Source organism: Peterkaempfera podocarpi (assembly GCF_042466665.1).
Lineage (GTDB): Bacteria > Actinomycetota > Actinomycetes > Streptomycetales > Streptomycetaceae > Peterkaempfera > Peterkaempfera podocarpi.
The window spans coordinates 3,269,804-3,295,714 of record NZ_CP162102.1; the positions used below are offsets into that span (position 1 = coordinate 3,269,804).

Below are 25,911 nucleotides of genomic sequence, written 5' to 3' on the forward strand. Positions count from 1 at the left end.
GCGCCGAGGCCCGTGGAGGACGGGCTGCTGAGGCGCAGGCCGGCAGGCGCGCGGACGTAAGGGGAAGAGCAGGGCACTCAGCGTGCGGACGGCGGCTCAAGGCCGTGCCGGAGTCTGTCACCATTCTCCGGTAAGGCACAGTTCGCCGAGGAGCTCACCCGGTCGGTGGAGCGGCGCGGTACGGCCGCCGGCCGACCAGGGGGCTCCGACCGTGGCAGAGGGCTCCTCGTCCCTGGGGAGCCGTCCACCGGCCGCGAGTGCAAGGGCCCGTCGGGGCCGATCCCAGCCAGACGGGGGTCGGATCCGCGCGGGTCGAGGACCGACCAGGAGATGGATGGGACCGCGGAGTGCGGGGCTACGACCGCTACGAGGTTGACGATCACCTCTCCAAATTCGAAGCCGACATGGATCGGCTGCGAACGGAGCGGGAAAAGGCCGTCGAGCATGCCGAGGACCTCGGCTACCAGGTGGAGGTCCTCCGGGCCAAGCTGCACGAATCCCGACGGCAGCTGGCCCAGCCGCGCGCCTTCGACTCCGTGGCCGGGCAGGCCGAGCAGCTGCTGCGCACCGCGGAGATGCAGGCCCAGCAGCTGCGGGCGGAGGCCGAGCGCCAGGTACGCGAGTCCCAGGCGGCCACCCAGCGGCTGATGGCCGAGGCCGCCGAGCGCAGCGCCCGGATCGAGGCCGAGATGCAGGCCGAGGCCCAGGCCCGCCGGCAGCGCCTCGAGGAGGAGCTGGCCGAGCTGCGGCGCAGTGCCGAGCGGCATGTCAGCGAGAACGTCAACTGGGCCGAGCAGGCCAGGGCGGGCACCGAGCAGGAGTCCCAGCGGCTGCTCCAGGAGTCCAGGATCGAGGCGGAGCGGCTGCTGGCGGCCGCCCGCGCCGAGGCCGCAGCCGTCGCCGACCAGGCCCGCGCCCAGACCGCCGCCGATGTGGAGTCCACCCGCGCCGACGCGGAGCGTGCGCTGCGCCGCGCCCAGGAGCAGGCCGAGCGGCTGCTGAACGCCGCCGCCGAGCAGGCCCGGCAGGCCACCAGCCAGGCCGAGCAGCTGCGCGGCAGCGCCGCCAACGAGGCGGAGAGCCGGCTGGCCGGCGCCCAGGCCGAGATCGAGCAGCTCAAGCAGGACGCCTCGGATGCCGCCCAGCGCGCCGAGCAGGCCCTGGCGCAGTCCCAGGCCGAGATGGAGCAGCTGCGCGCCGAGGCGGCCGCCGAGGCAGAGCGCGCCCGCCGGGAGGCGGCGGAGCTGCGCGCCGAGGCCGAGCGGGCCGCCGAGCAGTTGCAGGCCGACGCCGAGGCGGCCGCGGAGCGGCGGGTGGCCGACACGGAGGCCGCCAGCGAGCAGCGCACCGCCACCGCCAAGTCGGAGATCGCCCGGATGGTGGCCAACGCCACCCGGGACGCCGAGCGGATCAAGGCCGAGGCGGAGGCGGCCCGGGCCGCGGCCGCCGAGGAGGCCGAGCGCTTCGTCGCCGAGGCCGAGGCCAGGGCGGAGGCACTGCGCTCGGAGGCCCTGGAGCAGGGCCGCAGCGAGGGCGCCAAGGACGCCACGGTGCATCTGGCCAAGGCCGCGCGTACCGCCGAGGAGGTCGTCGCACGGGCCACCGGCGAGGCCGAGTCGACCCGTGCGGAGGCCGCCGCCGAGGCCGAGCGGATCCGTGCGGAGGCCAAGGCGGAGGTGGAGCGGCTGCGTGCGGAGGCGCACGCTGCCGCCGAGCAGACGCAGAGCGCCGTCCTGGACGAGACCGCGGACATCCGCGCCCGGATCCAGGAGATGCAGGACCAGGCGGCCCAGCTGCGCGCGGAGGCCGAGCAGCTGCGTGCCGACGCCGCCGCCGAGAGCGAGCGGTCCCGCAGTGAGGCCCGCCGCCAGGCCGTGGTGCAGATCGAGGAGGCCGCGCACAGCGCCGAGGATCTGCTCACCCGTGCCAAGGCCGACGCCGACGACCTGCGGGCGGGCGCCGCCGGTGAGGTGGAGCGGCTGCGGGAGCACGCCAAGGAGCAGGCCGCCGAGATCCAGAGCCGCGCCGAGCAGGTGCTGGAGCGGGCCCGTACCGAGTCGGAGAAGATCACCGCCGAGGCCGAGCAGGTGCGTGCCCAGGCGGTGGAGACTGCCGAGCAGGAGGCCGCCGAACTGTCCCGGGCGGCGGCGGAGCAGACCGAGACGCTGCGCCGGGAGGCCGAGGAGTTCTCCGCCCTGGTGCGCTCCGAGGCCGACAGCGCCGCTGCGGCGCTGCGTAGCGAGACGGAGGCGCAGGCGCAGGCGCACCGCGCCGAGGCCGAGGCCTACGCCCTGGCGCTGCGCGAGGAGGCCGCGCAGGAGCGCGCGGAGGCCTCCGAGAACCTGCTGCACGAGCGCACCGAGACCACCCGGCTCCTCGGCGAGGCCGACAGCGCCGCCCGGGAGGCGGAGCGCGCCGCGGCCGAACTGGCCCTGCAGTCCGCCCAGGAGACAGAGCAGCTGCGGGCGGCGGTCACCGCCGAGACCGAGGAGCTGCGCACCCGGGCGGCCGCTGAGATCGCCGCCGCCCGGGCGGACGCCGAGAACGAGACGATCCGGCTGCGCGCCGAGGCGCAGGCCGAGGCCGAGCGGCTGCACGAGGACGCCCGCCAGTCCCAGGAGGCCGCCGAGCAGCTGGGCGCCGAGCTGATGGCCGACGCGGAGGCCCGCGCCGCCGGCCTGGCCACCGAGGCCGAGCAGGACCGCAGTGCGGCCCGCGAGGAGGCGGCCCGTCTCACCGCGGAGGCCGCCGAGCAGCTGGAGCACGCCCGCAGCGAGTCCACCGCCACCCTGGGGGATGCCGAGCGCCGCGCCGCCGAGCTGGTGGCCGCCGCCGAGGACGAGGCGGCCGAGGTCCGCCAGTCGGTGGCGGGGCTCTACGAGGCCGCCGAGAAGCAGACGGCGCAGCTTCGTGCGGACGCCCAGCGGGAGTCCGCCGAGGTGCGGACCGCCGCCGCCCGGGAGACCGCCGAGCTGCGGGCCCAGGTGCAGGCCGAGACCGGCCGGCTGCGCGAGGACGCCGCCACCGAGGCCTCCCGGCTGCACGCCGAGGCCGACGGCTATGCCGCCCGGGTGCGGGCGGAGGCGGAGACCGAGCGGGAGTCCGCCGACGCCTACGGGCAGGCGACCCGTGCCGCCGGCGACGCGGACGCCGCACGGGTGCTGGGCGAGGCCGAGGAGCTGGCCGCGCTGGTGCGCACCGAGGCCGACGATTACGCGGTCGCCACCCGCGCCGCCGCCGCCCGTACCCTCGCCGAGGCGGAGGAGCATGCCGCCGCGCTGGTCCGGCAGGCGCAGGCGGACGCCGAGGCGCTGACCGCCGATGCGCAGACCGCCGCACTGGCCACCACCGCCGCCGCCGAGGAGCAGGCGGACGCCATGGTCGCCGCCGCCCGCAAGGAGGCCGACCGCCTGGTCGCCGAGGGCTCCGCCGAGGGCCAGGCCGCGGTGGAGCGGGCACGTGCCGACGCCGACGCGCTGCTGGCCGAGGCCCGCCGTGACTCCACGGCGATCCGCGAGCGCGCCGAGGAGCTGCGCGACCGCACCGACGCGGAGGTCGAGGCGCTGCACGAGCGGGCCCGCAAGGAGGCCTCCGAGGCGCTGAAGTCGGCCGGCGAGCGGGTCGACAAGCTGGTGGCCGCGGCCCAGGAGCAGCTCACCGAGGCCGAGGAGCAGGCGGTGGAGACCGTCGCGGAGGCCGAGGAGCGCGCTGCCGCACTGGTCACCGCGGCCGAGGAGCGGGCCTCCGAGCTCGCCTCGGACGCCTCGGCGGAGGCGAGCAAGGTGCGGATCGCCGCGGTGCGCAAGGCCGAGGGGCTGCTGAAGGAGGCGGAGCAGAAGCTCGCCGACTCCGCGGCCGAGGCCGAGCGGCGCCGTACCGAGGCCGACCAGCATCTGGCGACCGCCCAGGAGGAGGCCGAGGAGCGGCTGGAGAAGGCCGCTGCCGAGGTGGAGAAGCGGCTCCAGGAGGGCGCCGAGAAGGCGGAGGAGGAGCTGCGTCTCGCGCGCGAGGAGGCGGAGCGGATCGTTGCGGAGGCCCGCGAGGAGGCGGAGAACGCCACCGACTCGGGCCGGCGGGAGCTCGACGAGCTGGTCCGCCGCCGCAAGGACATCAACACCGAGATCGCGCGGGTCCAGGACGTGCTGTCGGCACTGGAGGCTTTCGAGGCTCCGTCGGTATCCGGTCAGCGCAGTGGGGGGAACAGTGGTTCAGGCAAGGCGGGCGGCGGCACCGGAGGCCGCGACGGGGGCGCCAGAGCAGGGGCCGGTGTGGGCTCCGCACGATCGGGTGGGAAGCGTGCCGACGGCTCACCACCCGATTGAGCGGACATTCTCCAACAACCCTCGGCTTCCGCTCGATGACACTCCGGTTTCGTGCCAGGATTCCCCCTATCACCTCACCGGTCTTACGACAGGAACCCCATCCCCATGAGCGACACTCACTCTCCGCACGGTTTTGACGTCGTGCGCCGCGGGTACGAGCGCGCCCAGGTCGACGAGCGCATCACCAAGCTGGTCAGCGACCGGGACAGTGCCCTCTCCCGTATCTCGGCGCTCGAGAAGCGCATCGAGGAGCTGCACCTCGAGACCCAGAACGCGCAGGCCGTCGTCACCGACTCGGAGCCCTCCTACGCCGGCCTCGGTGCACGCGTGGAGAAGATCCTGCGGCTGGCCGAGGAGGAGGCCAAGGATCTGCGCGACGAGGCCCACCGGGCCGCCGAGCAGCACCGCGAGCTGGCCGAGGCCGCGGCGCAGCAGGTGCGCTCCGAGGCCGAGTCCTACGCCAAGGACCGCAAGGCCAAGGCCGAGGACGAGGGCCAGCGCATCGTCGACAAGGCCAACACCGACTCCGCCCAGCTGCGCGCCGAGGCCACCAAGGACGCGCAGAACAAGCGCGAGGAGGCGGACGCCCTCTTCGAGGACACCCGCGCCAAGGCCGCCCAGGCCGCCGCGGACTTCGAGACCAACCTGGCCAAGCGCCGGGAGCAGTCCGAGCGCGACCTGGCCGCCCGCCAGGCCAAGGCGGAGAAGCGGCTGGCGGAGATCGAGCACCGGGCGGAGCAGCTGCGCCTGGAGGCCGAGAAGCTGCGTACCGACGCCGAGCGCCGGGCCCGCCAGACGGTGGAGACCGCCCAGCGCCAGGCCGAGGACATCGTGGCCGACGCCAACGCCAAGGCGGACCGCGTGCGCAGCGAGTCCGAGCGGGAGCTGGCGGCGCTGACCAACCGCCGCGACTCCATCAACGCTCAGCTCACCAACGTCCGCGAGATGCTGGCCACGCTGACCGGTGCGGCCGTGGCCGCCGCCGGGACCGGGGACGACGACCTGGGCCGCAGCGTTCCGGCGCAGCAGAGCCGCTGACGTCGCGTCACTGATCCAACGCCATCCCCGGTCGCACCCGCCGTGCGACCGGGGATGCGGCTTTCCCGCCCCGTACGACGCCCCGGCCGGCTGCGGCGCCCGGCCGTACGCCGCCTGTGCCGTCCCGTCCAAGGGCCGTCTGGCGCCTCAGGTCACCCCTGCGGTCGGCTGCGCAGCGCAGCAGAAGCCGTCCGGGCCAGCAGGGAGCGGACGGCGGTGTTGAACGCGGCCGGGTCCTCCAGCGCCGTGAGGTGTCCGGCCCGGGGGACGGTGCGCAGTTCGGCGTCCGGCAGCACATCGGCCATCGCACGGGCGTCCGCGACGGAGGTGATGGCGTCCTCCTCGCCCACCACCACCAGCGCCGGCACAGCCACCCCCGCCAGCACCTCCAGCGAGTCGCCGCGCGCCGCCATCGCCCGCTGCGCCCAGGCCACGGCAGCGGGCGAGGCCTGCGCCGTCAGTTCTCGCACCTGCCGGACCACCTCCGGCCGCTCCCGCGCGGTGGCGGCGCCCAGCTGAGGGTGCGGCAGCTGCTCGTCCAGCAGCAGCTGGACGCTGTCCCGGGCCAGTACCGCGCGGGCGATCCGCTCCCGGTTGGCGCGGGCCTGCTCGGTGTCGGGGGTGGCCTTGGTGTCGGCGAGCAGCAGCCCGGCCAGCCGGTCCGCATGCCGCCGGGCGAAGGCCATGGCCACATAGCCGCCCATGGACAGGCCGCCGACCACGGCCCGCTCGATCCCGGTCCGGTCCAGCAGCAGTGCAACGTCGTCGGCCAGCAGGTCCAGTGAGGGCTCGTCATCGCCCTGCGACGCTGCTCCGAAGCCGCGCAGATCGGGGGCGAGCACTCGGGCCTCGGTGCCGTCCCGGCCCGGCAGTTCGGCCAGTTGCCGCTGCCACATCCGCGCCGAGAGCGGGAAGGCGTGCAGCAGCACCAGCGGTGTGCCCGTACCGGAGTTGAGGACTGGGAGTCGATCGGTCATACGGAGCACCGTAACGGCGTAGGGTGATCGCGATGGATGAGCCGAGTCCGCCACCCGGGAGCCCGCCGCGATGATCGAGCTGCACGAGCTGACCAAGCGCTACGGTGACAAGCTGGCCGTGGACCGGTTGAGTTTTGCCATCCCGCCGGGCGTGGTGACCGGCTTCCTCGGTCCCAACGGCGCGGGCAAGTCCACCACCATGCGGATGATCCTCGACCTGGACCGGCCGACCTCGGGCCGGGTCACCATCGACGGCAAGCACTATGCCCAGCTGCGTGAGCCGGTGAAGTACATCGGGGCGCTGCTGGAGGCCAAGGCGGCGCACCCGGGGCGCAGTGCGTACCACCATCTGCTGTGGCTGGCGGAGAGCAACCGGATCCCGGTCCGCCGGGTCGACGAGGTGCTGGCGCTGGTCGGTCTGCAGGAGGTGGCACGCAAGCGGTCCGGCGGTTTCTCGCTGGGCATGGGGCAGCGGCTGGGCATCGCTGCGGCGCTGCTGGGCGATCCCCGGATCGTGATGTTCGACGAGCCGGTCAACGGGCTGGACCCGGAGGGGATCCTCTGGGTGCGCAATCTGATGAAGCGGCTGGCCGCCGAGGGCCGCACGGTCTTTGTCTCCTCCCATCTGATGAGCGAGATGGCGCTCACCGCCGACCACCTGGTGGTCATCGGCCGCGGGAAGCTGCTGGCCGACCTGCCGATGACGGAGTTCATCGACCGCAACTCCCGCTCCACGGTGCGGGTCCGCACCCCTCAGCCGGAGGCTCTGCTGGATGCGCTGGCCAGGGCGGACATGGTGCCGCGGCGGGCCGACGACGGCGCCTTCGAGGTGGACGGCGGCGATGCGGCGAAGATCGGCGAGCTGGCCTCGGCGGCGGGGGTCACCCTGCCTGCATGAGCTCAGCCCGCAGCGGGCTTCGCTGGAGGACGCCTTCATGCGGATGACCGCGGAGTCGGTGGAGTACCAGGCGGGCGCCGAGCAGCAGCCGTACGGCGGTGAACCGCTGACCGGGCCGCCCCCTGCATGGGGCGCGGACTGGCAGGAGAAGTGGGGCAAGCAGAAGAAGAAGGAGTCCTGACATGGCGGCAGCCGCTGCGGTCCTGCGATCCGAGTGGACCAAGATCCGCACCGTGCGGTCGACCGTGGTCACCCTCGCCGCCGCCTTTGTGGTGACGGTCGGTCTGTCGGCTCTGCTCTGCCTGCTGACCAACCACAACTTCAGCGAGGCCACCCGGAACGCCGAGACCCCCTTCGACGCCACCGCCACCAGCTTCGGCGGGATCATCCTGGGCCAGCTGGCGGTGATCGTCTTCGGCGTCCTGGTGATGGGCAACGAGTACAGCAGCGGCATGATCCGGCTGTCGCTGGCCGCAGTGCCCCGGCGGGGTGTGCTGCTTGCCGCCAAGGCCTCGGTGGTGCTGCTCCTGGCGCTGGTGGTGGGGCTGCTGACCAGCTTTGTGTCGTTCCTGCTCGGCCAGGCGCTGCTGGGCTCGCACAGCACCACCCTGGGGGCACCGCATGTGCTGCGGGCGGTGCTCGGGGCGGGCTTCTACATGACCCTGCTCTGCCTCTTCTCGGTGGGCGTGACGGCGATGCTGCGCAACCAGACGCTGTCGCTGGGCATCCTGATGCCGTTCTTCTTCCTGGTCTCGCCGATCCTGTCCGCCGTCCCCAAGGTGAAGACGGTGGCGCGTTACTTCCCCGACACCGCCGGGCGGGCGGTCATCTCGGTGTACCAGCCGGCGGACGCCCCGTACGGCCCCTGGGCGGGCCTCGGCATCTGCGCCCTGTGGGTGGTGGCGGCGCTGCTCGGCGGCTGGCTGGTGCTCAACCGCCGCGACGCATGATCATGTAGAAATCCTGTCACAGCCGGGGCTTCCGGGGATCGGACTGCTGCACGACAGGCGCCCGTCGTGATGGGGTGGCACCTTCACCCCCTCCCCACACGCAGGCGTCTGCGCAGATCCCTTGAGGACACGCATGATCGAGGCATATGGCCTCACCAAACGCTACGGTCCCCACACCGCCGTGGAGCAGCTCACCTTCCAGGTGCGGCCCGGCATCGTCACCGGCTTCCTCGGGCCCAACGGCTCCGGCAAGTCGACCACGATGCGGATGATCCTCGGGCTGGACGAGCCCACCTCCGGCACGGTCACCATCGGCGGACACCCGTACCGGCGGCTGCCCAACGCCGGACGGACGGTGGGCGCGCTGCTGGACGCCAAGGCCGTGCACGGCGGGCGCAGCGCCCACAGCCACCTGCTGTCGCTGGCGCAGCTGGCCGGCATCCCGCGGCAGCGGGTGGACGAGGTGCTGGACATCGTCGGCCTGCAGGATGTGGCGAGGCGCCGGACGGGGGACTTCTCGCTGGGCATGGGCCAGCGGCTGGGCATCGCCGGCGCCCTGCTGGGCGACCCCGAGGTGCTGCTCTTCGACGAGCCGGTCAACGGACTGGACCCGGAGGGGATCCTCTGGGTGCGCAATCTGATGAAGGGGCTGGCCGCCGAGGGCCGCACGGTCTTTGTCTCCTCCCATCTGATGAGCGAGATGGCGCTCACCGCCGACCACCTGGTGGTCATCGGCCAGGGGCGGCTGCTCGCCGACATGAGCGTCCGGGAGTTCCTGGACCGCCACTCCACCGGATTCGCCAGGGTGCGCACCCCCGACGGAGCCGGGGAGCAGCGCCAGCTGCTGGCCAAGGTGCTCGCCGAGGCCGGCGCGCGGACGGACCCCGAGCCGGACGGCGCCCTGAGGGTCGCCGGGCTGCCGCTGCCGCGGATCAGCGACCTGGCACATCAGCACGCGGTGCGCCTGTACGAGCTGTCACCGCATCAGGCGTCGCTGGAGGAGGCATATATGCGCCTCACCCAGGGCGAGGTGGCGTACCGGTCCGGGGCTTCGGCTGCCGGGCCCGCCGGGAGCCCGTGGGGCGCCCCGCCGATGTCGTACCCGGGGCCGGTGCCCGGTCCCGCCGCGGACCCCCTCCGCGCGCCGGAGGACCCCGCTGCGGCACCGCGGGCCGAGGCCGCTCCGGCTCCGGACGCTGTCCCCCATCCGTGTGGAACCGCCCCCGGCGGCTTCGGCGAGAGCGAGGTCTGAAGCGTGTCCTCCCCGGCCTTTCCCCCGCAGGTCCCGGCGCCCGGCGCCGCGGCATGGTCCACCGCGTCCGCGCCCGGCCGCTTTGTCTCCCCGGTCCCGGTGCAGCGGGTGCATCTGGGCCATGCCCTGGCAGCGGAGTGGACCAAGATCCGCAGTGTGCGGTCGACGGTCTGGACCCTGCTGCTGATGATCGGCTTCATCCTCGGCATCGGCGGGGTCGCCGTGCTGTACTCCCGCGGTTCGACCCGGGCCGGCGACGACATCCTGTCGTTGGGCTTCGGCGGTTTCCTGATCGGCCAGATCTCGGTGATCGCGCTCGGCGTGCTCACCATCAGCTCCGAGTACGGCACCGGCCTGATCCGCACCACACTCACCGCCTGCCCGCAGCGTCTGCGGATGCTCATCGCGAAGGCGCTGATCTTCTTCGCGCTGGTGCTCACCCTGGGCACGGGCACCATCGCGCTCTTCACCCTGCTGGCGGTGGCGGTGCTCGGCGGCAGTGCGGGCACCCCGCCCACCGCGACGCTGGTGCGCACCGTGCTGGGCGGCGGCCTCTATCTGGCGGTGATCGGGCTGATGTCGCTGGCGATGGGCGCTCTGCTGCGGCACAGCGCGGGCGCCATCGCGACGATGATCGGTTTTGTACTGCTGCCGATCATTCTGGGCCTGTTCGCGGGCGATCGGATCGGGCGGTTTCTGATCGAGTACTCACCGGTCTCCATCTCTGCCGCGATCTTCGGCGAGGCTCTGGACCCCAGCACCGACGGCTGGCAGCTGCTGGGCGTACTGACCCTGATCACCGCGGTGCTGCTGATCGCGGCCGGTGTCGCGGTCGCCCGACGGGACGTCTGACCGGGAGCCCCGGTGGGTCAGTACCGAGGAGCGCCGCGCCCCCGCAGGATGTTGGAGGCACGGCGCTCCCGTGCGTTCCAGCAGGCCCGGTGCCAGTGCCGGCGGTCGTCGACGCCCGCGCCGTGCATCGGCCAGGCCACCACATGGCCCACGCCGGGCGGGATCTCCTGGTCGCAGCCCGGGCAGCGGTAGTGGCGTCCGGCGGTTCCGGCGACCGTCCGCACCACCCAGTCCTCGCCCCGATAGGTCTCGGTGCGTTGCAGCAGGGAGCTGCCGGCGGGGGCGCTCGACTCGTCGGGGCCGTTGTCGGCCCCTCGGGGACGGTTGCGGCGCGGCGACACGGCACTTCCCTTCCTGGCGGAGGCAGATGGGGATGGAGCATGATCTGAGCGACACTCCCCCATCCAGGGTAGGGGTTCCAACGCGGCCCCATAGCATGCGTCCCCTCTGGTCGACGGTGAATCAGGAGATTTCCATCCGTTCTTCTGGGAGTTGAGTGAATTCGCGTGCCAGTGGCACATGACATGGGTTACTCACGTGGTGACGATGCAGGGCCGCGGACCCTGCACAACCTAGGGAGAGACCCGATGACCGACACCCGAGCCGCCACCGCTGTCAGCGAGGAGGCCGCGGTCGCTGCCCCGGTGGACGCCATCCGTGCCGGTGCCTTCCTGCTGTCCGCGCAGTTCCCCGGGCAGCGGCACGCCGAGGCGCTGGAGCGCACCGTCAGCGCCGGAGTGGCCGCGGAACGGGCCGGGCTGGACAGCGTATGGCTCGCCGAGCACCACTTCGTGCCGTACGGGGTCTGTCCCAATGCCGCCACCCTGGCCGCGCTGCTGCTCGGCCGCACCAAGCGGATCGGTGTGGGCACCGCGGTGAGCGTGCTCTCCACCGCCCACCCGGTGGCTCTGGGCGAGCAGGCCGCGCTGCTGCACCTCACCTCGGGAGGCCGCTTCACCCTCGGGGTCGGACGCGGTGGCCCCTGGGTGGACCTGGATGTCTTCGGCAGCGGTGTCGAGGCCTTCGAGTCCGGCTTCCCCGAGCGGCTGGACCTGCTGCTGCGCTGGCTGCGCGGCTCCCGGGTCGGCGCCGACGGCCCGGCCTTCTCCTTCCCCGAGGTGGCCGTGGTCCCCCGCGCCACGGAGCTGCCTGTGCCCGCCCCCGCGACGGTCCACGACACCCATCGCCACCCCGAGCTGCGGCCCCGGATGCCCTTCCCCCGGCAGCGCTCGGAGTCCGCCCGGCTGCCGGTCCCCCATGTCCCCACGCCGGTCCGCACCCTGCCCGCTGCCGGCGGGCCCCCGCTGGTGGTCGCCTGCACCTCCCGGGGGTCGGTGCAGCTGGCGGCGGAGCGCGGGCTGCCGATGCTGCTGGGCATGCACTCGGGCGACGACGACAAGAAGGAGATGGTGGACGCCTACCGCGCCGCCGCCCTGGCGGCGGGGCGCACCCCGGAGCAGGTGGCACGGGCGGAGCGCGAGCATGTCGCGGCCGGAGTCGCCCAGGTCGCCGACAGCACCGCCGAGGCACGCGGCACCCTGCTCGCTGCGATGCCGGAGTGGTTCCGGCACGGCCTCGGCGCGCACCGGACGGTGGACGGCAGGGAGCGCCGGATGCGGGACCCACGCGACTACACCGAGCTGCTGTGCGACCTGCACGCCGTCGGCGACCCCCAGCTGTGCGCCGACCGGATGCTGGCCACCGCCGAGCGCACCGGCATCCGCCGGTTCGCGCTGCTGGTGGAGGGTTCGGGCGACCGCACGGCCACTCTGCACAACGTGGCCCGGCTCGGCGCGGAAGTACTTCCGCTCCTGCGGTGACGCGGCTCCCGGGGGCAACCGCCGCCGCCCCACCGCAGGAGCGGACCGCCGGTCAGCAGTCGCGCAGCTCGGGCGACTGGTTGAGCAGCTGGGCCCGTACGGAGGTGAACCGCTCGTACCGGGTCTCGTCCTCCCCCTCCACGGGGGCGAACACCGCGACCCGGTGGCAGTTCTGGAAGGCGAGGCGGACACCGAAGTGCCGCTGCAGCGCGCCGCGGATGGCATCGCTCGCCAGTGCGCGCAGCAGCTGGCCACGGGCCTGCTCGTCCGGCGGTGGGACCTGGTTGTCGGCAAAGCCGGTGCCGTCCACCTGGACCTGGGCGACCAGCGAGCTGATCAGGTCCCAGGCGTAGGGCAGGGAGGTACGGACGCAGTCGACGAATTCCCTCTCGTCGACCTCGCCTCGCTCGGCCTTCTCGAGCAGGGCCGGTGAGACGTCGAGCGACATGGGTTCTCCTCTCGCCGCCCCGGGCCAGCCCCGGGGCGGTGCGGTGTGCGGGATGGTGCCGTGTCCTGGACAGCTGATGCCGGCGCCCGGGCGACCTCTTCGGCCCGCACCGGCTCTCCCGGCAGGCTCTCAGCTGGTTCATCGGCGGAGTGGTTTCTTCCGAAAACTTCCGCCAAAACCTGGTCTCAATGTGAGAAATTGGCGCAAAACCCTATCATCCGCCGTCAGATAAGCACCCCCTCACCCGTCTTAGTGACACACCGTAAGCCACTGAGTACGGAACCCACCAGGGATCGGCAGCCGGATCCGGTCACCCGAATCGGGCTCGATCGGTGCTCCACCCCTGCCAGGGTCTGACGTACGGCGCCGCCGGGCGCCCGTCTTGCCGCGACTCGCACCGATTGGCCCCGCACGGCCCGTACGTGCGACCGTGCGTCTCACCGTCGCGCCCCCAGCGCACCCATCGCGCCGGAGCAGGGTTCCCGAAACCCGTAGGCTGGCCCCCATGCGTCTCCTCATCGCCCGCTGCACCGTGGACTACGTCGGCCGCCTCTCCGCCCACCTTCCGCTCGCCAAGCGTCTGGTGATCCTCAAGGCGGACGGCTCCGTCTCGATCCATGCGGACGACCGTGCCTACAAACCGCTCAACTGGATGTCCCCGCCGTGCACGCTCAAGGAGGCCGACGGCTCATGGACAGTCCTCAACAAGGCCGGCGAGAAGCTGATCATCACCCTGGAAGAGGTGCTGCACGACTCCTCCCATGAGCTCGGCGTGGACCCCGGCCTGATCAAGGACGGGGTGGAGGCCCATCTCCAGGAGCTGCTCGCCGACCGCATGGAGGTGCTCGGCGAGGGCTGGACGCTGATCCGCCGCGAGTACCCCACCGCCATCGGTCCGGTGGACATCCTCTGCCGGGACGCCTCCGGCGCCACCGTCGCCGTGGAGATCAAGCGGCGCGGCGAGATCGACGGCGTCGAGCAGCTCACCCGCTATCTGGAGCTGCTCAACCGCGACCCGCTGCTGGCCCCGGTCAAGGGCGTCTTCGCCGCCCAGGAGATCAAGCCGCAGGCAAAGGTGCTGGCCACCGACCGGGGCATCGGCTGCGTGGTGCTGGACTACGACGGGCTGCGCGGTATCGAGGACGACAAGCTGAGGCTGTTCTAGCCGGGCCCGGCCCCGCTCGGCAGGTCGTGAGCCGGGTCGTGAGCACGGAGGAGTCCTGCCGACGGTGGGCGGGCCGCCGCACTGCGGCGGCCCGCCCGACTCATCGGACGTCGGGGGTGGGACCCGGACCGGATCAGGGGGTCGACGCCTGGTCGGTGGTGGCGGCGCCGGTGGTGTCCGTTGGGGTGTCCGTGGGCGAGGCCGGCGGCGTCGGGCTGGTCGGCGAGGCCGGCGGGGTGGTGGGCGGCGTGGTCGTCGGCTTCGACGACGGGCTGGCGGGCGGGGTGGACGCCGAGGGCCAGCCGGTGGTGCGGCTCGGGGACGGGGTGCGGCTCGGACCGTGGCCGCCGCCCTGACCGGGCGTCTGGGTCGCCGTGTCCGTCGCCCCGCCGCCGGGGGTCGAGCCGTCGCCCGGTCCGGTGGTGCTGCCGCCGGACGGCTGTGTGCTGCCCTGCGCGGTTCCGCTGGCCGAGGCGGAGGGGGACGCCGAGGCGGACGCCGACCCCGAGGCGGCCGGGGAGCCCGGAGCGGCCGAACCGTCCAGTCCTGCGGCGTCCGTCGGGATGTCCACGTCCACCGAGAAGTCCGGTGTGGTGCTGCTCGGCCCGGGCGGCGTCGCGCTGCCGTCCGTGGTGGTCAGTCCGACGACCGTGCCCAGCGCGGCGAGCACGACCACTCCCGCGCCCGCCGCCAGGACATTGCGGCGCCGCCCGGGCTGGCCGCCCTGTTTGCCGGTGCCCTTGCGGCGCCAGGGGATCTGGCCCATCGAGCGGGTCTGGGCCGGTACGCCGCCCGCAGGCAGGGCTGCGGCGCCGCTGCCGGCGAGCAGCGTCAGCATCCGCCGCGCCACGGCGGCCCCGGCGGAGTCCCCCAGCGCACCGCGCAGCGCGACAGCCGCCTCGAACTCGGCGCGTGCCCGGTCCTCCACACCCGTCACCAGGGCCAGCACGCCCAGCTCATGGTGGAACCAGGTCTCGTCGGCCACCGCGCCGGTGGCCCGGGCCGCCTCCAGGCCGAGCCGCAGGGCCTGCTCCCAGGCCCCCCAGCGCAGCGCCAGGGCGAAGGCCGGGGCGGCGGCGCGGGCCAGCAGTGCCACGGAGCTGTGCCGGCCGCTGTCGCGGTCCGCGTACATCGCCGCGATCAGCACCTGGGCCTCGGCCGCGATCTGCTCGGGGCTGACCGAGGCATGGCCGACCCACCAGGCGAAGTGCTGGGCCGCGCCATGGGCGGTGTCGCGTTCGGCCCACTCCGCGGCGAGCAGCGAGGCGACACCTGTGGTGAGCCGGTGGTGCTCGCCCGTGGAGACGGCGAGGCCGCAGTCGACCAGCTCGCGCAGGGCGGTCTCGCCCTGGCCCACGTCGATCAGGGCGGGCAGATGGGGTGCGGTGGGGCACTGGCCGCCGAGTGCGACGGCGAGCTGCAGTACGGCGCGGGCGGGGGCGCCGAGGCCGGCGGCGATCCGGACGGCGGGGGCGGCGCTCTCGGCGACCGAAGGCAGCGGCACGGCCCGCCGCAGCGCCTCCTCCTGGGCGTCCGGGGAGTCGTCCAGGTCGGGGTCGTAGTCTGCGTGGCCGCCGAAGAGGTTGGCGCGCTCCTCACGGGCGACGGCCAGGGCGTCCGCGGCGACATCGCGGTGCCGCAGCAGTGCACCGGCCTGGACGAAGCGCAGCGGCAGCCCCTCGGACTCGAACCACAGGTCCACCGCCCAGGCCCGCTCCACATCGTCCAGGGGGCGTCCGGCGAGGGCGGTCAGCAGCTCCAGGCAGGCATCGCGGGAGAGCAGGACCAGCTCGCTCTCCTCGATCCGCGAGCCGGCCACCGGCGAGGCCACGTCAGGGGTGCTGGCGATCAGGAAGGCGCACTCCGGGGCGCTGTCGAGGAGTTCCTCCAGCGCGGCTCCGCCCAGCTCCATGTCGTCGACCACCACGATGGCGCCCACCCGGGCCAGCAGCTGCGGCAGGCGGTGGCGGTCCGGACGGTAGCCGGGGGCGCGGTGGGTGGCTGCGAAGAGGTCCTGGAGGAGGTCGCCGAGGCTGCGCCGGTAGCCGGTGAGCCGTACCACCCCGTCGGGCGCGAGGCCCGCGCACGAGTCGGCGACCGCGCTCAGCAGCGCGCTGCGGCCCGAGCCCTCGGAACCGGTGATCCGGACGGAGCGGCCCCGGGAGAGCAGCCCGCGCAGGCGCTCCACCTCGGCGCGGCGCTCCAGCAGCGGGGTGCCGCCGGGGCCGGTGCCGAGCACCACCGGCGCGGTCGGCACGGTGGAGTCGGGGCGGACACTGCCGGAGCGGGCGAGCGGCTCCGGCTGGGGTATCCGGTCGGCGGGGCAGAGCCGGGCGTCGGATCCGCGCGGTGCGCCTATGCCCACCAGGAAGCGGCCGGCCACGATCTCACCGGTCCGGATCCTCGCGGTCTCCTCGGTGGGTGCCGTGAGGGCGGGCGCGGACTCCGCGGCGCGGACCGCCGGAAGGGCGTCCTCGGCGGGTACCCGGACGGCCGGGAGCGCGGAGGTGTCGCGCCGCTCTCCGGTGCCCCCGGGTTCACCGGGCAGGGAGTCCCCGGGTGATGGCTTCATCGTCGTCGCTCCGCCCCTGTAGACCGTGACCGGAGGACCGGTCGGCCGCCCGTGCCGCGCACCGCCTTCGGGTGCCGTGGTGGGCCTCTCGATGGCGAACCCTAGACCCTCGCTCCCCGGCGACCAACCCCGGGCTTCAGGCGCGGGCTGCGGCCGCCGCCGGGGCGGCGCTGCCGGCCCCCGGGAGGGTGGCCCCACCGGGCTCGCAGACGGCGCCCTCGATGGCCAGGATGCGATGCAGCCGGGTGGCCACCAGAAGCCGCTGGAGCTGCCCGGGGACGGCTCGCAGCACCAGCCTGCGGCCGATCCGCCCGGCCCGCCGATGGGTTCCCATGATCACGCCGAGGCCGGTGGCGTCCCAGGAGTCCAGCCGGGCGAGGTCCAGCACCAGATCGCCCCGGCCGCCGTCCACCGCCTCGTGCAGCACGGCCCGCGCGTCCGCCGCGGTGCGCACGTCGAGGCGCCCTTCGACGGCCAGCTCGGCGTGGTCGCCCGTGATGCGCATGCCCCTTCTCCTCCGCTTTCCTCCCGCATGCCCCCGTGCGGCCGGTGGCGCCGCCTCAGGTGCCCGTTCCAGGTGTGCTTCTCTCTTCTGACGCCGGACCAGGTGTGCAGGTTGCTGGGTGCAGACGAAATCTGAAGCGAATTCACTCGTCCGGGGGAATATAGAGAGATCCCTCTTCGTCCCTGGCTCGATTACAGCCCAATCGGGCGCCGGAATCACCCGTCACGGCGCAGAGGTGAGCAAGTTCACCCCGGGATGCACGGCGGCAGACGCCCGTCGATACCGGGCGTCCGCCGCCGGCGATCACTTCTCTTCGTATGGATAGAAACCACGGCCGCTCTTGCGGCCGAGGTCACCCGCGGTCACCATTCGCGCCATGATCTCCGGCGGTGCGAATTTCTCGTCCTGGGTCTCGGTGTAGATGTTCCGGCTGGCGTTCAGCAGGATGTCGACACCGGTGAGGTCGGCGGTGGCGAGCGGGCCCATGGCATGGCCGAAGCCCAGCCGGCAAGCGGTGTCGATGTCCTCGGCGGTGGCCACCCCGGACTCGTAGAGCCGGGTCGCCTCCACCACGAGGGCGGAGATCAGCCGGGTGGTGACAAAGCCGGCGACATCGCGGTTTACCACGATCACCGTCTTGCCGACCCCCTCCGCGAAGGCGCGGGCCTCGGCGAGGGTCTCGTCGCTGGTCTTGTAACCCCGCACCAGCTCGCAGAGCTGCATCATCGGCACCGGCGAGAAGAAGTGGGTGCCGACCACGCTCTCGGGCCGCCGGGTGACCGCGGCGATCCGGGTGATCGGGATGGCCGAGGTGTTGGTGGCCAGTACCGCGCCGTCCCGGGCGATGCGGTCGAGCTCGCGGAAGACCTCCTGCTTGACCTCGAGCTTCTCGAACACCGCCTCCACGATCAGGTCGGCGTCGGCCGCGGCCGCCAGGTCCTTGGTGGTGGTGATCCGGCCCAGCGCGGCCTCCGCGTCCTCGGCCGACAGCTTCCCCTTGGCCACAAACCGCTCGTACGAGGCCCTGATGCCGCCCAGACCGCGCTGAAGCGCCTCCTCGGTGACATCCCTCAGCACCACCTGGTACCCCGCCTGCGCGGACACCTGGGCGATACCGGAACCCATCAGGCCGGCCCCGACGACGGCGATCTTCTTGCTCACGCTGTTCCTCCCACATCCCGTCCGGCACTCCGGCCGCGGGCAGGGGTCACCGCCCGAGCCGCGCCGCTCCGGTCGGGACTCTAACGTCGGGCGCCCTGCTGTGGTGAGAATGAAGGGTGTGATCTCCGTCCGGTTCGCCCATAGGGCGGGACGGCCCAGGCACAGGGGAGGTGGGCGCCGGTGGACAGTCTCGGTCCGCTGCTCGGACTCGTGGTGTCGCTGGTCGTGGTGGCGGTGCTGGTGCTCCTGCTGCGCTGGACGTTCAGCGGGGGGAAGTCGCTGGTCGCCCGGGTGCCGCGGTCGGGCCCTCCGGGCGAGTACGGGCTGCTGGTGAGTGTGGCCGCGCCGCAGGACGCGGAGGAGGCGCTGCGGCTGACCCGGCTGCTGGACGATGCGGGGATCCGCAGCACCGTGGTGCACACCACCCAGGGCGCCCGGGTGATGGTCTGGCCCGACGACGCCGCCCGCGCCCGCGGAGTACTGGCCGGCCCGCCCGCCTGAGCCGGGCTTCTCCGTCGACACGTCCGCCTTCCACCGCTACCCGGTGGAGCAGCGGCGTCAGCGGTTCTCGCCCGGGACCCAGAGGACGTCGCCCTGCTCCTTGTTGGCGATCCGGGCCAGGATGAAGAGCAGGTCGGAGAGGCGGTTGAGGTACTTGGCCGTCAGGGGGTTGACGCTCTCCCCGTGGACCTCGATGGCGGCCCAGGTGGCACGCTCGGCGCGGCGGACGACGGTGCAGGCCAGGTGGAGATGGGCGGCGCCGGGGGTGCCGCCGGGGAGGATGAAGCTGCGCAGCTTCTCCAGCTGCTCCAGGTAGGTGTCGCAGTCGGCCTCGAGCCGGTCGATATAGCTCTGCAGCACCCGCAGCGGCGGGTACTGGGGGTTCTCGACCACCGGGGTGGCCAGGTCCGCGCCGACGTCGAAGAGGTCGTTCTGGACCCGGGTGAGCACCGCGCCGACGTCCTCGGGCAGGGCGCCGACGGCGAGGGCAACCCCGATGGCCGCGTTGGCCTCGTTGGAGTCGGCGTAGGCGATCAGCCGGGGGTCGGTCTTGGTGGTGCGGCTCATGTCGCCCAGCGCGGTGGTGCCGTCGTCGCCGGTGCGGGTGTAGATCCGGGTGAGGTTGACCATGGCTGCAGCCTACCCAGCGGTAGCCGGAGCCGTCAGGCGACGTTGACCCGCTGCCCGGGCGGGGCGGCTTCCAGCCAGGCCAGGAAGCCGGTGAGGGCGTCCTCGCTCATGGCGAGCTCCAGCGGTGCGCCCCGGTGCAGACAGCGGAGCACCACCGAGCCCGAGAGCAGGGCCAGCTCCTCCTGCCCTGCGGGATAGCGGCGGCCCAGCACCTCGATCTCGGACCGGGGCAGCACCCGGCGGGGGCGCGGTGCATAGGAGAAGACCCGGAACCATTCGATGGAGTCGCCGCTGTAGCGGGCGATACCGAAAACCCACCCCTTGCCGTCGGCCGCGGGGGCCGGGGCGGGGGCGGGTTCGTCGTCGTCGGTGGGGGGCGGTGTGTCGGCCCGGACGGGCATTCTGAGCCGGAGGCTGCAGTCGAAGGTGCCGCCGACCCTCTGGATCAGCCTCCGGCGCAGGGCGAAGACCACCAGGCCGGCCACTCCCACGCCTACGACCACCGCACACACCACAAGGGCGAGGACCATGCTCACCGACCTCCTCGCACTCGCGCTTCCCCTGGGTCCGGCCGGTGCGCGGGTCCTGCGCGCCTGCCTACCCGTATCAACCGATACGGCGGTCCCGGGGTCACTGCCGAAGCGCCCCCGGGACCGCCGGTCAAGCTCTGTTCCTCGTCATCATCCGTCGCGGTCTCAGGCGGCCCGGTGCGACGCAGCCACCAGTCGGACCTCGGCGCGATGCTCGGCATGAGCGTCGGTCTCGTGGCGGGCCCGCTCCAGGGCGCGCTCCGCTCGGGCGACGTCGATCTCGTCCGCCAGCTCGGCGATCTCGGCGAGCAGCGACAGCTTGTTGTCCGCGAACGAGATGAAACCACCGTGCACGGCGGCGATGACCGTGCCGCCGTCCGCCTGGCGGATGGTGACCGGGCCGGACTCCAGGACGCTCAGCACCGGGATGTGTCCGGGCTGGATACCGATGTCACCGGCCATGGTCCGGGCGACGACGATGGTGGCCGTGCCGGACCACACCTTGCGGTCGGCCGCGACCAGCTCGACGTGCAGCTCAGCCAACGTTGGCTCCTCGGGTCTTGAAACCGCCTGATACACCGGCGGTTCCGGTAACAATAACGGTCCCTGCCCCCGGATCGAAACCGGAGGGTGAGGAAGGCCGGAACCCGGCCTGTTGTGCGGACGGCGAGCGGAAAGGGGCGGTCCCCGGTGCCCCAGGGCCCGCCCCTCTGCGCTCATGTCCGCGACCTGGCGACTGCTACTTCTTCAGCAGCTCGGCAGCGTTCCGCTCCAGGTCGTCAATGCCGCCGCACATGAAGAAGGCCTGCTCGGGAACGTGGTCGTACTTGCCGTCGGCGATCGCGTTGAAGGCCTCGATGCTCTCGGAGAGCGGCACGGTCGAACCGTCGACACCGGTGAACTGCTTCGCCACGTAGGTGTTCTGCGAGAGGAAGCGCTCGATCCGGCGGGCACGCCACACGGTGAGCTTGTCCTCCTCGCCCAGCTCGTCGATACCGAGGATGGCGATGATGTCCTGGAGGTCCTTGTACTTCTGCAGGATCCCCTTGATACGGATCGCCGTGTCGTAGTGGTCCTGCGCGATGTAGCGCGGGTCCAGGATGCGGGAGGTGGAGTCCAGCGGGTCCACCGCGGGGTAGATGCCCTTCTCCGAGATCGGACGGGAGAGAACCGTCGTCGCGTCGAGGTGGGCGAAGGTGGTGGCCGGGGCCGGGTCGGTCAGGTCGTCCGCAGGGACGTAGATCGCCTGCATGGAGGTGATCGAGTGACCGCGGGTCGAGGTGATGCGCTCCTGGAGGAGGCCCATCTCGTCGGCCAGGTTCGGCTGGTAGCCCACCGCGGAGGGCATACGGCCGAGCAGGGTCGACACCTCGGAACCGGCCTGGGTGAACCGGAAGATGTTGTCGATGAAGAGCAGCACGTCCTGCTGCTGCACGTCGCGGAAGTACTCGGCCATGGTGAGCGCCGAAAGCGCGACACGCAGACGAGTGCCCGGCGGCTCGTCCATCTGGCCGAAGACCAGCGCGGTCTTGTCCAGAACGCCCGAGTCGGTCATCTCCTCGATGAGGTCGTTGCCCTCACGGGTCCGCTCGCCCACGCCGGCGAAGACCGACACACCACCGAAGTTCTCGGCGACGCGGTAGATCATCTCCTGGATGAGGACGGTCTTGCCGACACCCGCACCACCGAACAGACCGATCTTGCCACCCGTGACATACGGGGTGAGCAGGTCGATGACCTTGATACCGGTCTCGAACATCTCGGTCTTGGACTCGAGCTGGTCGAAGTTGGGGGCCTTGCGGTGGATCGGCCAACGCGTGGTGACCTGGGCGTTGAACTCCGCCGGGTCGGTGTTGAGCACCTCGCCGAGGGCGTTGAAGACCTTGCCCTTGGTGATGTCGCCGACCGGGACGGAGATCGCCGAACCTGTGTCGGAGACAGCGGCGCCGCGGACCAGGCCGTCGGTCGGCTGCATCGAGATGGCGCGGACCAGGCCGTCACCCAGGTGCTGGGCGACCTCCAGGGTCAGCGTCTTCCGGCCGGTGCCGTCGGGGCTGTCCACCTCGACGTGCAGGGCGTTGAACATCTCCGGCATCGCGTCGACGGGGAACTCCACGTCGACGACCGGGCCGATGACCCGCGCGACGCGGCCCGTCGCCGTGGCCGTCTCAACAGTGGCAGTCATAGTTGTCAGTCACTCCCCGCGCTAGCGTCGGCCAGGGCGTTGGCGCCACCGACGATCTCGCTGATTTCCTGGGTGATCTCGGCCTGACGGGCCGAGTTGGCAAGCCGCGTGAGCGACTTGATGAGTTCCTCGGCGTTGTCCGTCGCCGACTTCATCGCACGCCGCCGCGCGGCGTGCTCGGAGGCCGCCGACTGGAGCAGCGCATTGTAGATCCGACTCTCAACGTACTGCGGAAGCAGCGCATCGAGCACGCCCTCTGCCGACGGCTCGAACTCGTAGAGCGGGAAGATCTCCTTCTGCTCGCCCGCCGCACCGTCGGTCTGGACGTCCTCCAGACTCAGCGGCAGCAGCCGGGCGTCGACCGGGTTCTGCGTCAGCATCGACACAAACTCGGTGGACACCACGTGCAGTTCGTCGACTCCGCCGTCTGCCGTGTCCGTCACGAAGGCCTCGATGAGGGTCCTTCCGACGGTCTTGGCATCCGCATAGGTCGGCTTGTCCGAGAAGCCCGTCCACGACTCCGCGATGGGGCGGTTGCGGAAGTTGTAGAACGCGACACCCTTGCGGCCCACGATGTACGTCACCACCTCCTTGCCCTCGGCCTGGAGGCGCTCAGTGAGCTGCGCCGCCGCCTTGATGGCGTTGGAGGAGTAGCCGCCGGCCAGCCCGCGGTCCGCGGTGACCAGGAGGACCGCGGCGCGCGTGGCGTCAGGATTCTCGGTGGTCAGCGGGTGCTTGGCATTGGAGCGGGCTGCGACCGCGGCCACCGCGGAGGTGAGCTCGTTCGCGTAGGGGGTGGAGGCAGCCACCGCGCGCTGCGCCTTGACGATGCGCGACGCGGAGATCATCTCCATCGCCTTGGTGATCTTCTTGGTCGCGGAGACGGAGCGGATCCGGCGCTTGTAGACCCGAAGCTGTGCTCCCATGGGTCGTTACGTCCTTTCCGTCCGGCTTCAGGCCGACTCGCCGAGCAGCTTGCCCTCGGAGGTCTCGAAGCCCTGCTTGAAGGAAGCGATCGCGGCAGTCAGCGCGTCGATGGTGCCGTCCTCGAGCTTGCCGGTCTCGACGATGCCGGAGAGCAGCTGCTTGTGCTCCACCCGCAGCGTGTCGAGGAACTCGCGCTCGAAGCGGCGGATGTCGGCGACCGGAACGTCGTCCAGCTTGCCGGTGGTACCGGCCCAGATGGAGACGACCTGCTCCTCGACCGGGAACGGCGCGTACTGGCCCTGCTTCAGCAGCTCGACCATGCGGGCACCGCGCTCCAGCTGGGCCTTGGAGGCCGCGTCCAGGTCGGAACCGAATGCCGCGAAGGCCTCCAGCTCACGGAACTGGGCGAGGTCCAGGCGAAGCCGGCCGGCGACCGACTTCATGGCCTTGATCTGCGCGGAGCCGCCGACTCGGGAGACCGAGATACCGACGTTCACAGCCGGGCGGATGCCGGCGTTGAACAGATCGGACTCCAGGAAGCACTGGCCGTCGGTGATCGAGATGACGTTGGTCGGGATGTACGCCGAGACGTCGTTGGCCTTGGTCTCGATGATCGGCAGACCGGTCATCGAACCGGCACCCAGCTCGTCGGAGAGCTTGGCGCAGCGCTCCAGCAGGCGAGAGTGCAGGTAGAAGACGTCACCCGGGTAGGCCTCACGGCCCGGCGGGCGGCGCAGCAGCAGGGAGACGGAGCGGTAGGCCTCGGCCTGCTTCGACAGGTCGTCGAAGATGATCAGGACGTGCTTTCCGTCGTACATCCACTCCTGGCCGATGGCGGAACCCGTGTAGGGGGCGAGGTACTTGAAGCCCGCCGGGTCCGACGCCGGGGCGGCGACGATGGTGGTGTACTCCAGAGCGCCGGCCTCCTCCAGCGCGCCGCGAACGGACGCGATGGTGGAGCCCTTCTGGCCGATGGCGACGTAGACGCAGCGGACCTGCTTCTTGGGGTCGCCGGACCGCCAGTTGTCACGCTGGTTGATGATGGTGTCGATCGCCACCGCGGTCTTGCCGGTCTGGCGGTCGCCGATGATCAGCTGGCGCTGACCGCGGCCGATCGGGGTCATCGCGTCGATGGCCTTGATGCCGGTCTGCAGCGGCTCGTGGACCGACTTGCGGACCATGACGCCGGGGGCCTGCAGCTCCAGGGCACGGCGGCCAGTGGCCTCGATCTCGCCGAGACCGTCGATCGGGTTGCCCAGCGGGTCGACAACGCGGCCGAGGTAGCCGTCGCCGACCGACACGGACAGCACCTCGCCGGTGCGGCGGACCGTCTGGCCCTCCTCGATACCGCTGAAGTCGCCGAGCACGACGACGCCGATCTCGCGGGTGTCGAGGTTCAGTGCAAGGCCGAGGGTGCCGTCCTCAAACTTCAGCAGCTCGCTTGCCATGACCGAGGGAAGGCCCTCGACCTTGGCGATGCCGTCCATCGCCTCGGTGACCGTGCCGACCTCTTCACGCGAGGCGGCGTCCGGCTGGTACGACTGGACGAAGTTCGCCAGTGCGTCCCGGATCTCCTCCGGCCGGATCGTGAGCTCCGCCATCTGGGTTCCCTGCTCTCCTAGGTTGCGATCCTCGGCCCGCCCGTGGAGGGCCGCAAGTATTCGACTCCCGGCCGGTGCCATCGGTGGGTACCGGCCTTTGCTTGTGCCGACACGGTGGTGCCGACGTCCCGACCGAGGGTCGGATCTCTGTGCTCTCCGATGCTTCCCGCGGGGTGTCCCGCGGGAGACATCACCCTGCGAGGCCCTGCCGCGCGCTGTCGAGACGGCTCGCGATGGTGCCTTCGATGATCTCGTCACCGATCTGCACCCTGATACCGCCGAGGACCGCGGGGTCCGCAACGACGTTCAGGTGCACCTGGCGACCGACCAGCCTCGCCAGCGAGGTACCGAGGCGCTCACGCTGCAGATCGGACAGCGGGACCGCCGTCGTCACCAGAGCGACCACTCGGTCGCGCCGGCCGGCAGCGAGCCGGGAGTACTCCTCCAGGCCACCGTCAAGGCTACGTCCTCGCGGCTGCGTGACGAGCGCAACGATCAGCCGCACGGTGACCGGCTTGGCCCTGCCGTCCAGCAGCCGCTTCACCAGTTGCGTCTTCGCGGCGGCATCGGCTGCCGGGTCGGTCAGTGCAGCGCGGAGCCCGGGGTTGCCGGCCACGATGCGGCCGAACCGGAACAGCTCGTCCTCGACGTCGTCGAGGGCCCCGGACCGGTGCGCGTCCACGATCTCGGCCAGCGCGGCCAGCTGCTCGACCGCGTCCACCAGGTCGCGGGGAGCGGACCAGCGCGACCGGACCAGCCCGGAGACGAGCTCCACGGTGTCCGAGCCGACCTGGCCGCGCAGCAGCGAGGCGATCAGCTCGGCCTTGGCCTCGCCGCTGCGTGCCGGGTCGGTCAGGGTCCGGCGCAGTCCGACCTCGCGGTCGAGCAGGCGGGTCACGGCAAGCAGCTCCTCGGCGAGCCTGGCGGCGTCGACCGACTGCGAGTCGGTCAGCGCCTCCAGCCGCTCGCGGGCCGCTGCACTGGACTCACGGCTGGCCCCACTCACCTCGACGCGCCTTCCGCATCGGCGGCCTTGGCGTCGAGCTCATCGAGGAAGCGGTCGATGATCCGGCTCTGGCGGGCCGCGTCCTCGAGGGACTCGCCCACGACACGCCCGGCCAGGTCGGTGGCGATCCGGCCCATGTCCTGTCGGAGCACGGTCGACACCTGACGGCGGTCGGCCTCGATCTGCGCGTGGCCGGCAGCGATGATCGACTCCCGCTGGCGCTGGCCTTCCTCACGCATCTCAGCGATGATCGCGGCTCCCTGCTCACGGGCGTGCTCGGTGATCCGAGCGGCCTCGTGACGGGATTCGGCGAGCTGTGCGCGGTACTCCTCAAGAGTGCGTTGCGCCTCGGCCTGAACCTCGGCCGCCCGCTCGATACCGCCCTCGATCGCGTCGCGACGCTCCTCCAGGACGTTCTGGATGGAGGGGAGAAGCTTCTTGCCGAGGAAGCCGAAGACGATGAAGAAGCAGATCAGGCCGATGATGAGCTCCGGCCACGACGGAAGGAGAGGGTTCTCCTTCGCCGCCTCTGCCAGGATGCTGTTCACATCTGGACCTTTCGTCGAGTGGG

Annotated in this window: 22 protein-coding genes and 1 pseudogene; 9 read left to right on the top strand and 14 right to left on the bottom strand. The window is 72.2% G+C overall.

The features are described from left to right. The first annotated feature begins 404 nt into the window (after nt 1-404). Both AB0761_RS14165 and AB0761_RS14170 read left to right on the top strand, forming a co-directional pair. On the top strand, nt 405-4,322 hold the full coding sequence (locus AB0761_RS14165; RefSeq protein WP_377269346.1) for a hypothetical protein: 3,918 nt from the start codon (nt 405-407) through the stop codon (nt 4,320-4,322). Between the two features lie 105 nt (nt 4,323-4,427). Next, nucleotides 4,428-5,360 carry a cellulose-binding protein gene (locus tag AB0761_RS14170; protein ID WP_377269347.1) on the top strand — a complete coding sequence of 311 codons (933 nt, stop codon included), beginning with the start codon at nt 4,428-4,430 and terminating at the stop codon, nt 5,358-5,360. 152 nt (nt 5,361-5,512) lie between these two features. On the opposite strand, the gene AB0761_RS14175 is transcribed toward AB0761_RS14170, so the two are convergent. Then, entirely contained in the window at nt 5,513-6,337 is an 825-nt protein-coding gene (locus AB0761_RS14175) for an alpha/beta fold hydrolase (RefSeq protein ID WP_377269348.1), read from the bottom strand. Between the two features lie 70 nt (nt 6,338-6,407). Between AB0761_RS14175 and AB0761_RS14180 the strand changes: the two are divergent. The 4 genes and pseudogenes from AB0761_RS14180 (at nt 6,408) to AB0761_RS14195 (ending at nt 10,289) form a co-directional block, all read left to right on the top strand. Continuing rightward, nucleotides 6,408-7,416, top strand: a pseudogene (locus tag AB0761_RS14180) (ATP-binding cassette domain-containing protein). A 1-nt stretch (nt 7,417) separates the two neighbouring features. Beyond that, nucleotides 7,418-8,185 carry an ABC transporter permease gene (locus AB0761_RS14185; RefSeq protein ID WP_377269349.1) on the top strand — a complete coding sequence of 256 codons (768 nt, stop codon included), beginning with the start codon at nt 7,418-7,420 and terminating at the stop codon, nt 8,183-8,185. A 133-nt stretch (nt 8,186-8,318) separates the two neighbouring features. Next, on the top strand, nt 8,319-9,437 hold the full coding sequence (locus AB0761_RS14190) for an ABC transporter ATP-binding protein (protein ID WP_377269350.1): 1,119 nt from the start codon (nt 8,319-8,321) through the stop codon (nt 9,435-9,437). Between the two features lie 3 nt (nt 9,438-9,440). Next, nucleotides 9,441-10,289, top strand: a complete 849-nt coding sequence (locus AB0761_RS14195; protein WP_377269351.1) for an ABC transporter permease — start codon at nt 9,441-9,443, stop codon at nt 10,287-10,289. Between the two features lie 17 nt (nt 10,290-10,306). On the opposite strand, the gene AB0761_RS14200 is transcribed toward AB0761_RS14195, so the two are convergent. Then, on the bottom strand, nt 10,307-10,630 hold the full coding sequence (locus tag AB0761_RS14200) for an ATP/GTP-binding protein (protein WP_377269352.1): 324 nt from the start codon (nt 10,628-10,630) through the stop codon (nt 10,307-10,309). A gap of 312 nt (nt 10,631-10,942) precedes the next feature. Between AB0761_RS14200 and AB0761_RS14205 the strand changes: the two genes are divergently transcribed. Continuing rightward, nucleotides 10,943-12,109, top strand: coding sequence for an LLM class flavin-dependent oxidoreductase (locus AB0761_RS14205; RefSeq protein WP_377274086.1), 1,167 nt, complete (start codon nt 10,943-10,945; stop codon nt 12,107-12,109). Nucleotides 12,110-12,161: 52 nt separating this feature from the next. Here AB0761_RS14205 and AB0761_RS14210 read toward each other — a convergent pair whose 3' ends face one another. Next, complete coding sequence (locus tag AB0761_RS14210; RefSeq protein WP_377269353.1) at nt 12,162-12,557, bottom strand: SCO5389 family protein; 396 nt, start codon at nt 12,555-12,557, stop codon at nt 12,162-12,164. A gap of 505 nt (nt 12,558-13,062) precedes the next feature. On the opposite strand from AB0761_RS14210, the gene nucS reads away from it, so the two are divergent. Beyond that, a complete protein-coding gene (gene nucS / locus AB0761_RS14215) occupies nt 13,063-13,722 on the top strand; it encodes an endonuclease NucS (protein ID WP_377269354.1) in 660 nt (219 codons plus the stop codon). Nucleotides 13,723-13,855: 133 nt separating this feature from the next. On the opposite strand, the gene AB0761_RS14220 is transcribed toward nucS, so the two are convergent. The 3 genes from AB0761_RS14220 to AB0761_RS14230 form a co-directional block, all read right to left on the bottom strand. Further along, nucleotides 13,856-16,294: an ATP-binding protein gene (locus AB0761_RS14220; protein ID WP_377269355.1), complete on the bottom strand. Its 2,439-nt coding sequence runs from the start codon at nt 16,292-16,294 to the stop codon at nt 13,856-13,858. Between the two features lie 136 nt (nt 16,295-16,430). Then, a complete protein-coding gene (locus tag AB0761_RS14225; RefSeq protein ID WP_377269356.1) occupies nt 16,431-16,799 on the bottom strand; it encodes an STAS domain-containing protein in 369 nt (122 codons plus the stop codon). A gap of 303 nt (nt 16,800-17,102) precedes the next feature. Beyond that, nucleotides 17,103-17,960: a 3-hydroxyacyl-CoA dehydrogenase family protein gene (locus AB0761_RS14230; RefSeq protein ID WP_377269357.1), complete on the bottom strand. Its 858-nt coding sequence runs from the start codon at nt 17,958-17,960 to the stop codon at nt 17,103-17,105. Between the two features lie 180 nt (nt 17,961-18,140). Between AB0761_RS14230 and AB0761_RS14235 the strand changes: the two genes are divergently transcribed. Further along, nucleotides 18,141-18,461: a hypothetical protein gene (locus AB0761_RS14235; RefSeq protein ID WP_377269358.1), complete on the top strand. Its 321-nt coding sequence runs from the start codon at nt 18,141-18,143 to the stop codon at nt 18,459-18,461. Between the two features lie 57 nt (nt 18,462-18,518). Here AB0761_RS14235 and AB0761_RS14240 read toward each other — a convergent pair whose 3' ends face one another. From AB0761_RS14240 to AB0761_RS14275, 8 genes are all read right to left on the bottom strand, one after another. Further along, nucleotides 18,519-19,091, bottom strand: coding sequence for a cob(I)yrinic acid a,c-diamide adenosyltransferase (locus AB0761_RS14240; protein WP_377269359.1), 573 nt, complete (start codon nt 19,089-19,091; stop codon nt 18,519-18,521). Nucleotides 19,092-19,123: 32 nt separating this feature from the next. Next, the gene (locus AB0761_RS14245) at nt 19,124-19,621 is read right to left on the bottom strand and encodes a DUF2550 domain-containing protein (RefSeq protein WP_377269360.1); all 498 of its coding nucleotides are present in this window, start codon (nt 19,619-19,621) and stop codon (nt 19,124-19,126) included. Nucleotides 19,622-19,786: 165 nt separating this feature from the next. Continuing rightward, complete coding sequence (locus AB0761_RS14250; RefSeq protein ID WP_377269362.1) at nt 19,787-20,164, bottom strand: F0F1 ATP synthase subunit epsilon; 378 nt, start codon at nt 20,162-20,164, stop codon at nt 19,787-19,789. A gap of 196 nt (nt 20,165-20,360) precedes the next feature. Continuing rightward, the gene (gene atpD, locus AB0761_RS14255; RefSeq protein ID WP_377269363.1) at nt 20,361-21,806 is read right to left on the bottom strand and encodes a F0F1 ATP synthase subunit beta; all 1,446 of its coding nucleotides are present in this window, start codon (nt 21,804-21,806) and stop codon (nt 20,361-20,363) included. 5 nt (nt 21,807-21,811) lie between these two features. After that, nucleotides 21,812-22,732 (bottom strand): F0F1 ATP synthase subunit gamma, encoded by a 921-nt coding sequence (locus AB0761_RS14260; RefSeq protein ID WP_377269364.1) that lies wholly within the window; start codon nt 22,730-22,732, stop codon nt 21,812-21,814. Nucleotides 22,733-22,759: 27 nt separating this feature from the next. Next, nucleotides 22,760-24,334 carry a F0F1 ATP synthase subunit alpha gene (gene atpA, locus AB0761_RS14265; protein ID WP_377269365.1) on the bottom strand — a complete coding sequence of 525 codons (1,575 nt, stop codon included), beginning with the start codon at nt 24,332-24,334 and terminating at the stop codon, nt 22,760-22,762. A gap of 190 nt (nt 24,335-24,524) precedes the next feature. Continuing rightward, nucleotides 24,525-25,340 carry a F0F1 ATP synthase subunit delta gene (locus AB0761_RS14270; RefSeq protein ID WP_377269366.1) on the bottom strand — a complete coding sequence of 272 codons (816 nt, stop codon included), beginning with the start codon at nt 25,338-25,340 and terminating at the stop codon, nt 24,525-24,527. Then, nucleotides 25,337-25,888 (bottom strand): F0F1 ATP synthase subunit B, encoded by a 552-nt coding sequence (locus AB0761_RS14275; protein WP_377269367.1) that lies wholly within the window; start codon nt 25,886-25,888, stop codon nt 25,337-25,339. The genes AB0761_RS14270 and AB0761_RS14275 overlap by 4 nt, the downstream gene beginning before the upstream one ends. Nucleotides 25,889-25,911 lie beyond the last annotated feature (23 nt).

Coding starts and splice junctions, on each gene's coding strand:
- AB0761_RS14165 (WP_377269346.1), top strand. CDS start 405: ATGGATCGGCTGCGAACGGAGCGGGAAAAGGCCGTCGAGCATGCCGAG.
- AB0761_RS14170 (WP_377269347.1), top strand. CDS start 4,428: ATGAGCGACACTCACTCTCCGCACGGTTTTGACGTCGTGCGCCGCGGG.
- AB0761_RS14175 (WP_377269348.1), bottom strand. CDS start 6,337: ATGACCGATCGACTCCCAGTCCTCAACTCCGGTACGGGCACACCGCTG.
- AB0761_RS14185 (WP_377269349.1), top strand. CDS start 7,418: ATGGCGGCAGCCGCTGCGGTCCTGCGATCCGAGTGGACCAAGATCCGC.
- AB0761_RS14190 (WP_377269350.1), top strand. CDS start 8,319: ATGATCGAGGCATATGGCCTCACCAAACGCTACGGTCCCCACACCGCC.
- AB0761_RS14210 (WP_377269353.1), bottom strand. CDS start 12,557: ATGTCGCTCGACGTCTCACCGGCCCTGCTCGAGAAGGCCGAGCGAGGC.
- nucS (WP_377269354.1), top strand. CDS start 13,063: ATGCGTCTCCTCATCGCCCGCTGCACCGTGGACTACGTCGGCCGCCTC.
- AB0761_RS14220 (WP_377269355.1), bottom strand. CDS start 16,294: ATGAAGCCATCACCCGGGGACTCCCTGCCCGGTGAACCCGGGGGCACC.
- AB0761_RS14225 (WP_377269356.1), bottom strand. CDS start 16,799: ATGCGCATCACGGGCGACCACGCCGAGCTGGCCGTCGAAGGGCGCCTC.
- AB0761_RS14240 (WP_377269359.1), bottom strand. CDS start 19,091: ATGGTCAACCTCACCCGGATCTACACCCGCACCGGCGACGACGGCACC.
- AB0761_RS14245 (WP_377269360.1), bottom strand. CDS start 19,621: ATGGTCCTCGCCCTTGTGGTGTGTGCGGTGGTCGTAGGCGTGGGAGTG.
- atpD (WP_377269363.1), bottom strand. CDS start 21,806: ATGACTGCCACTGTTGAGACGGCCACGGCGACGGGCCGCGTCGCGCGG.
- AB0761_RS14260 (WP_377269364.1), bottom strand. CDS start 22,732: ATGGGAGCACAGCTTCGGGTCTACAAGCGCCGGATCCGCTCCGTCTCC.
- atpA (WP_377269365.1), bottom strand. CDS start 24,334: ATGGCGGAGCTCACGATCCGGCCGGAGGAGATCCGGGACGCACTGGCG.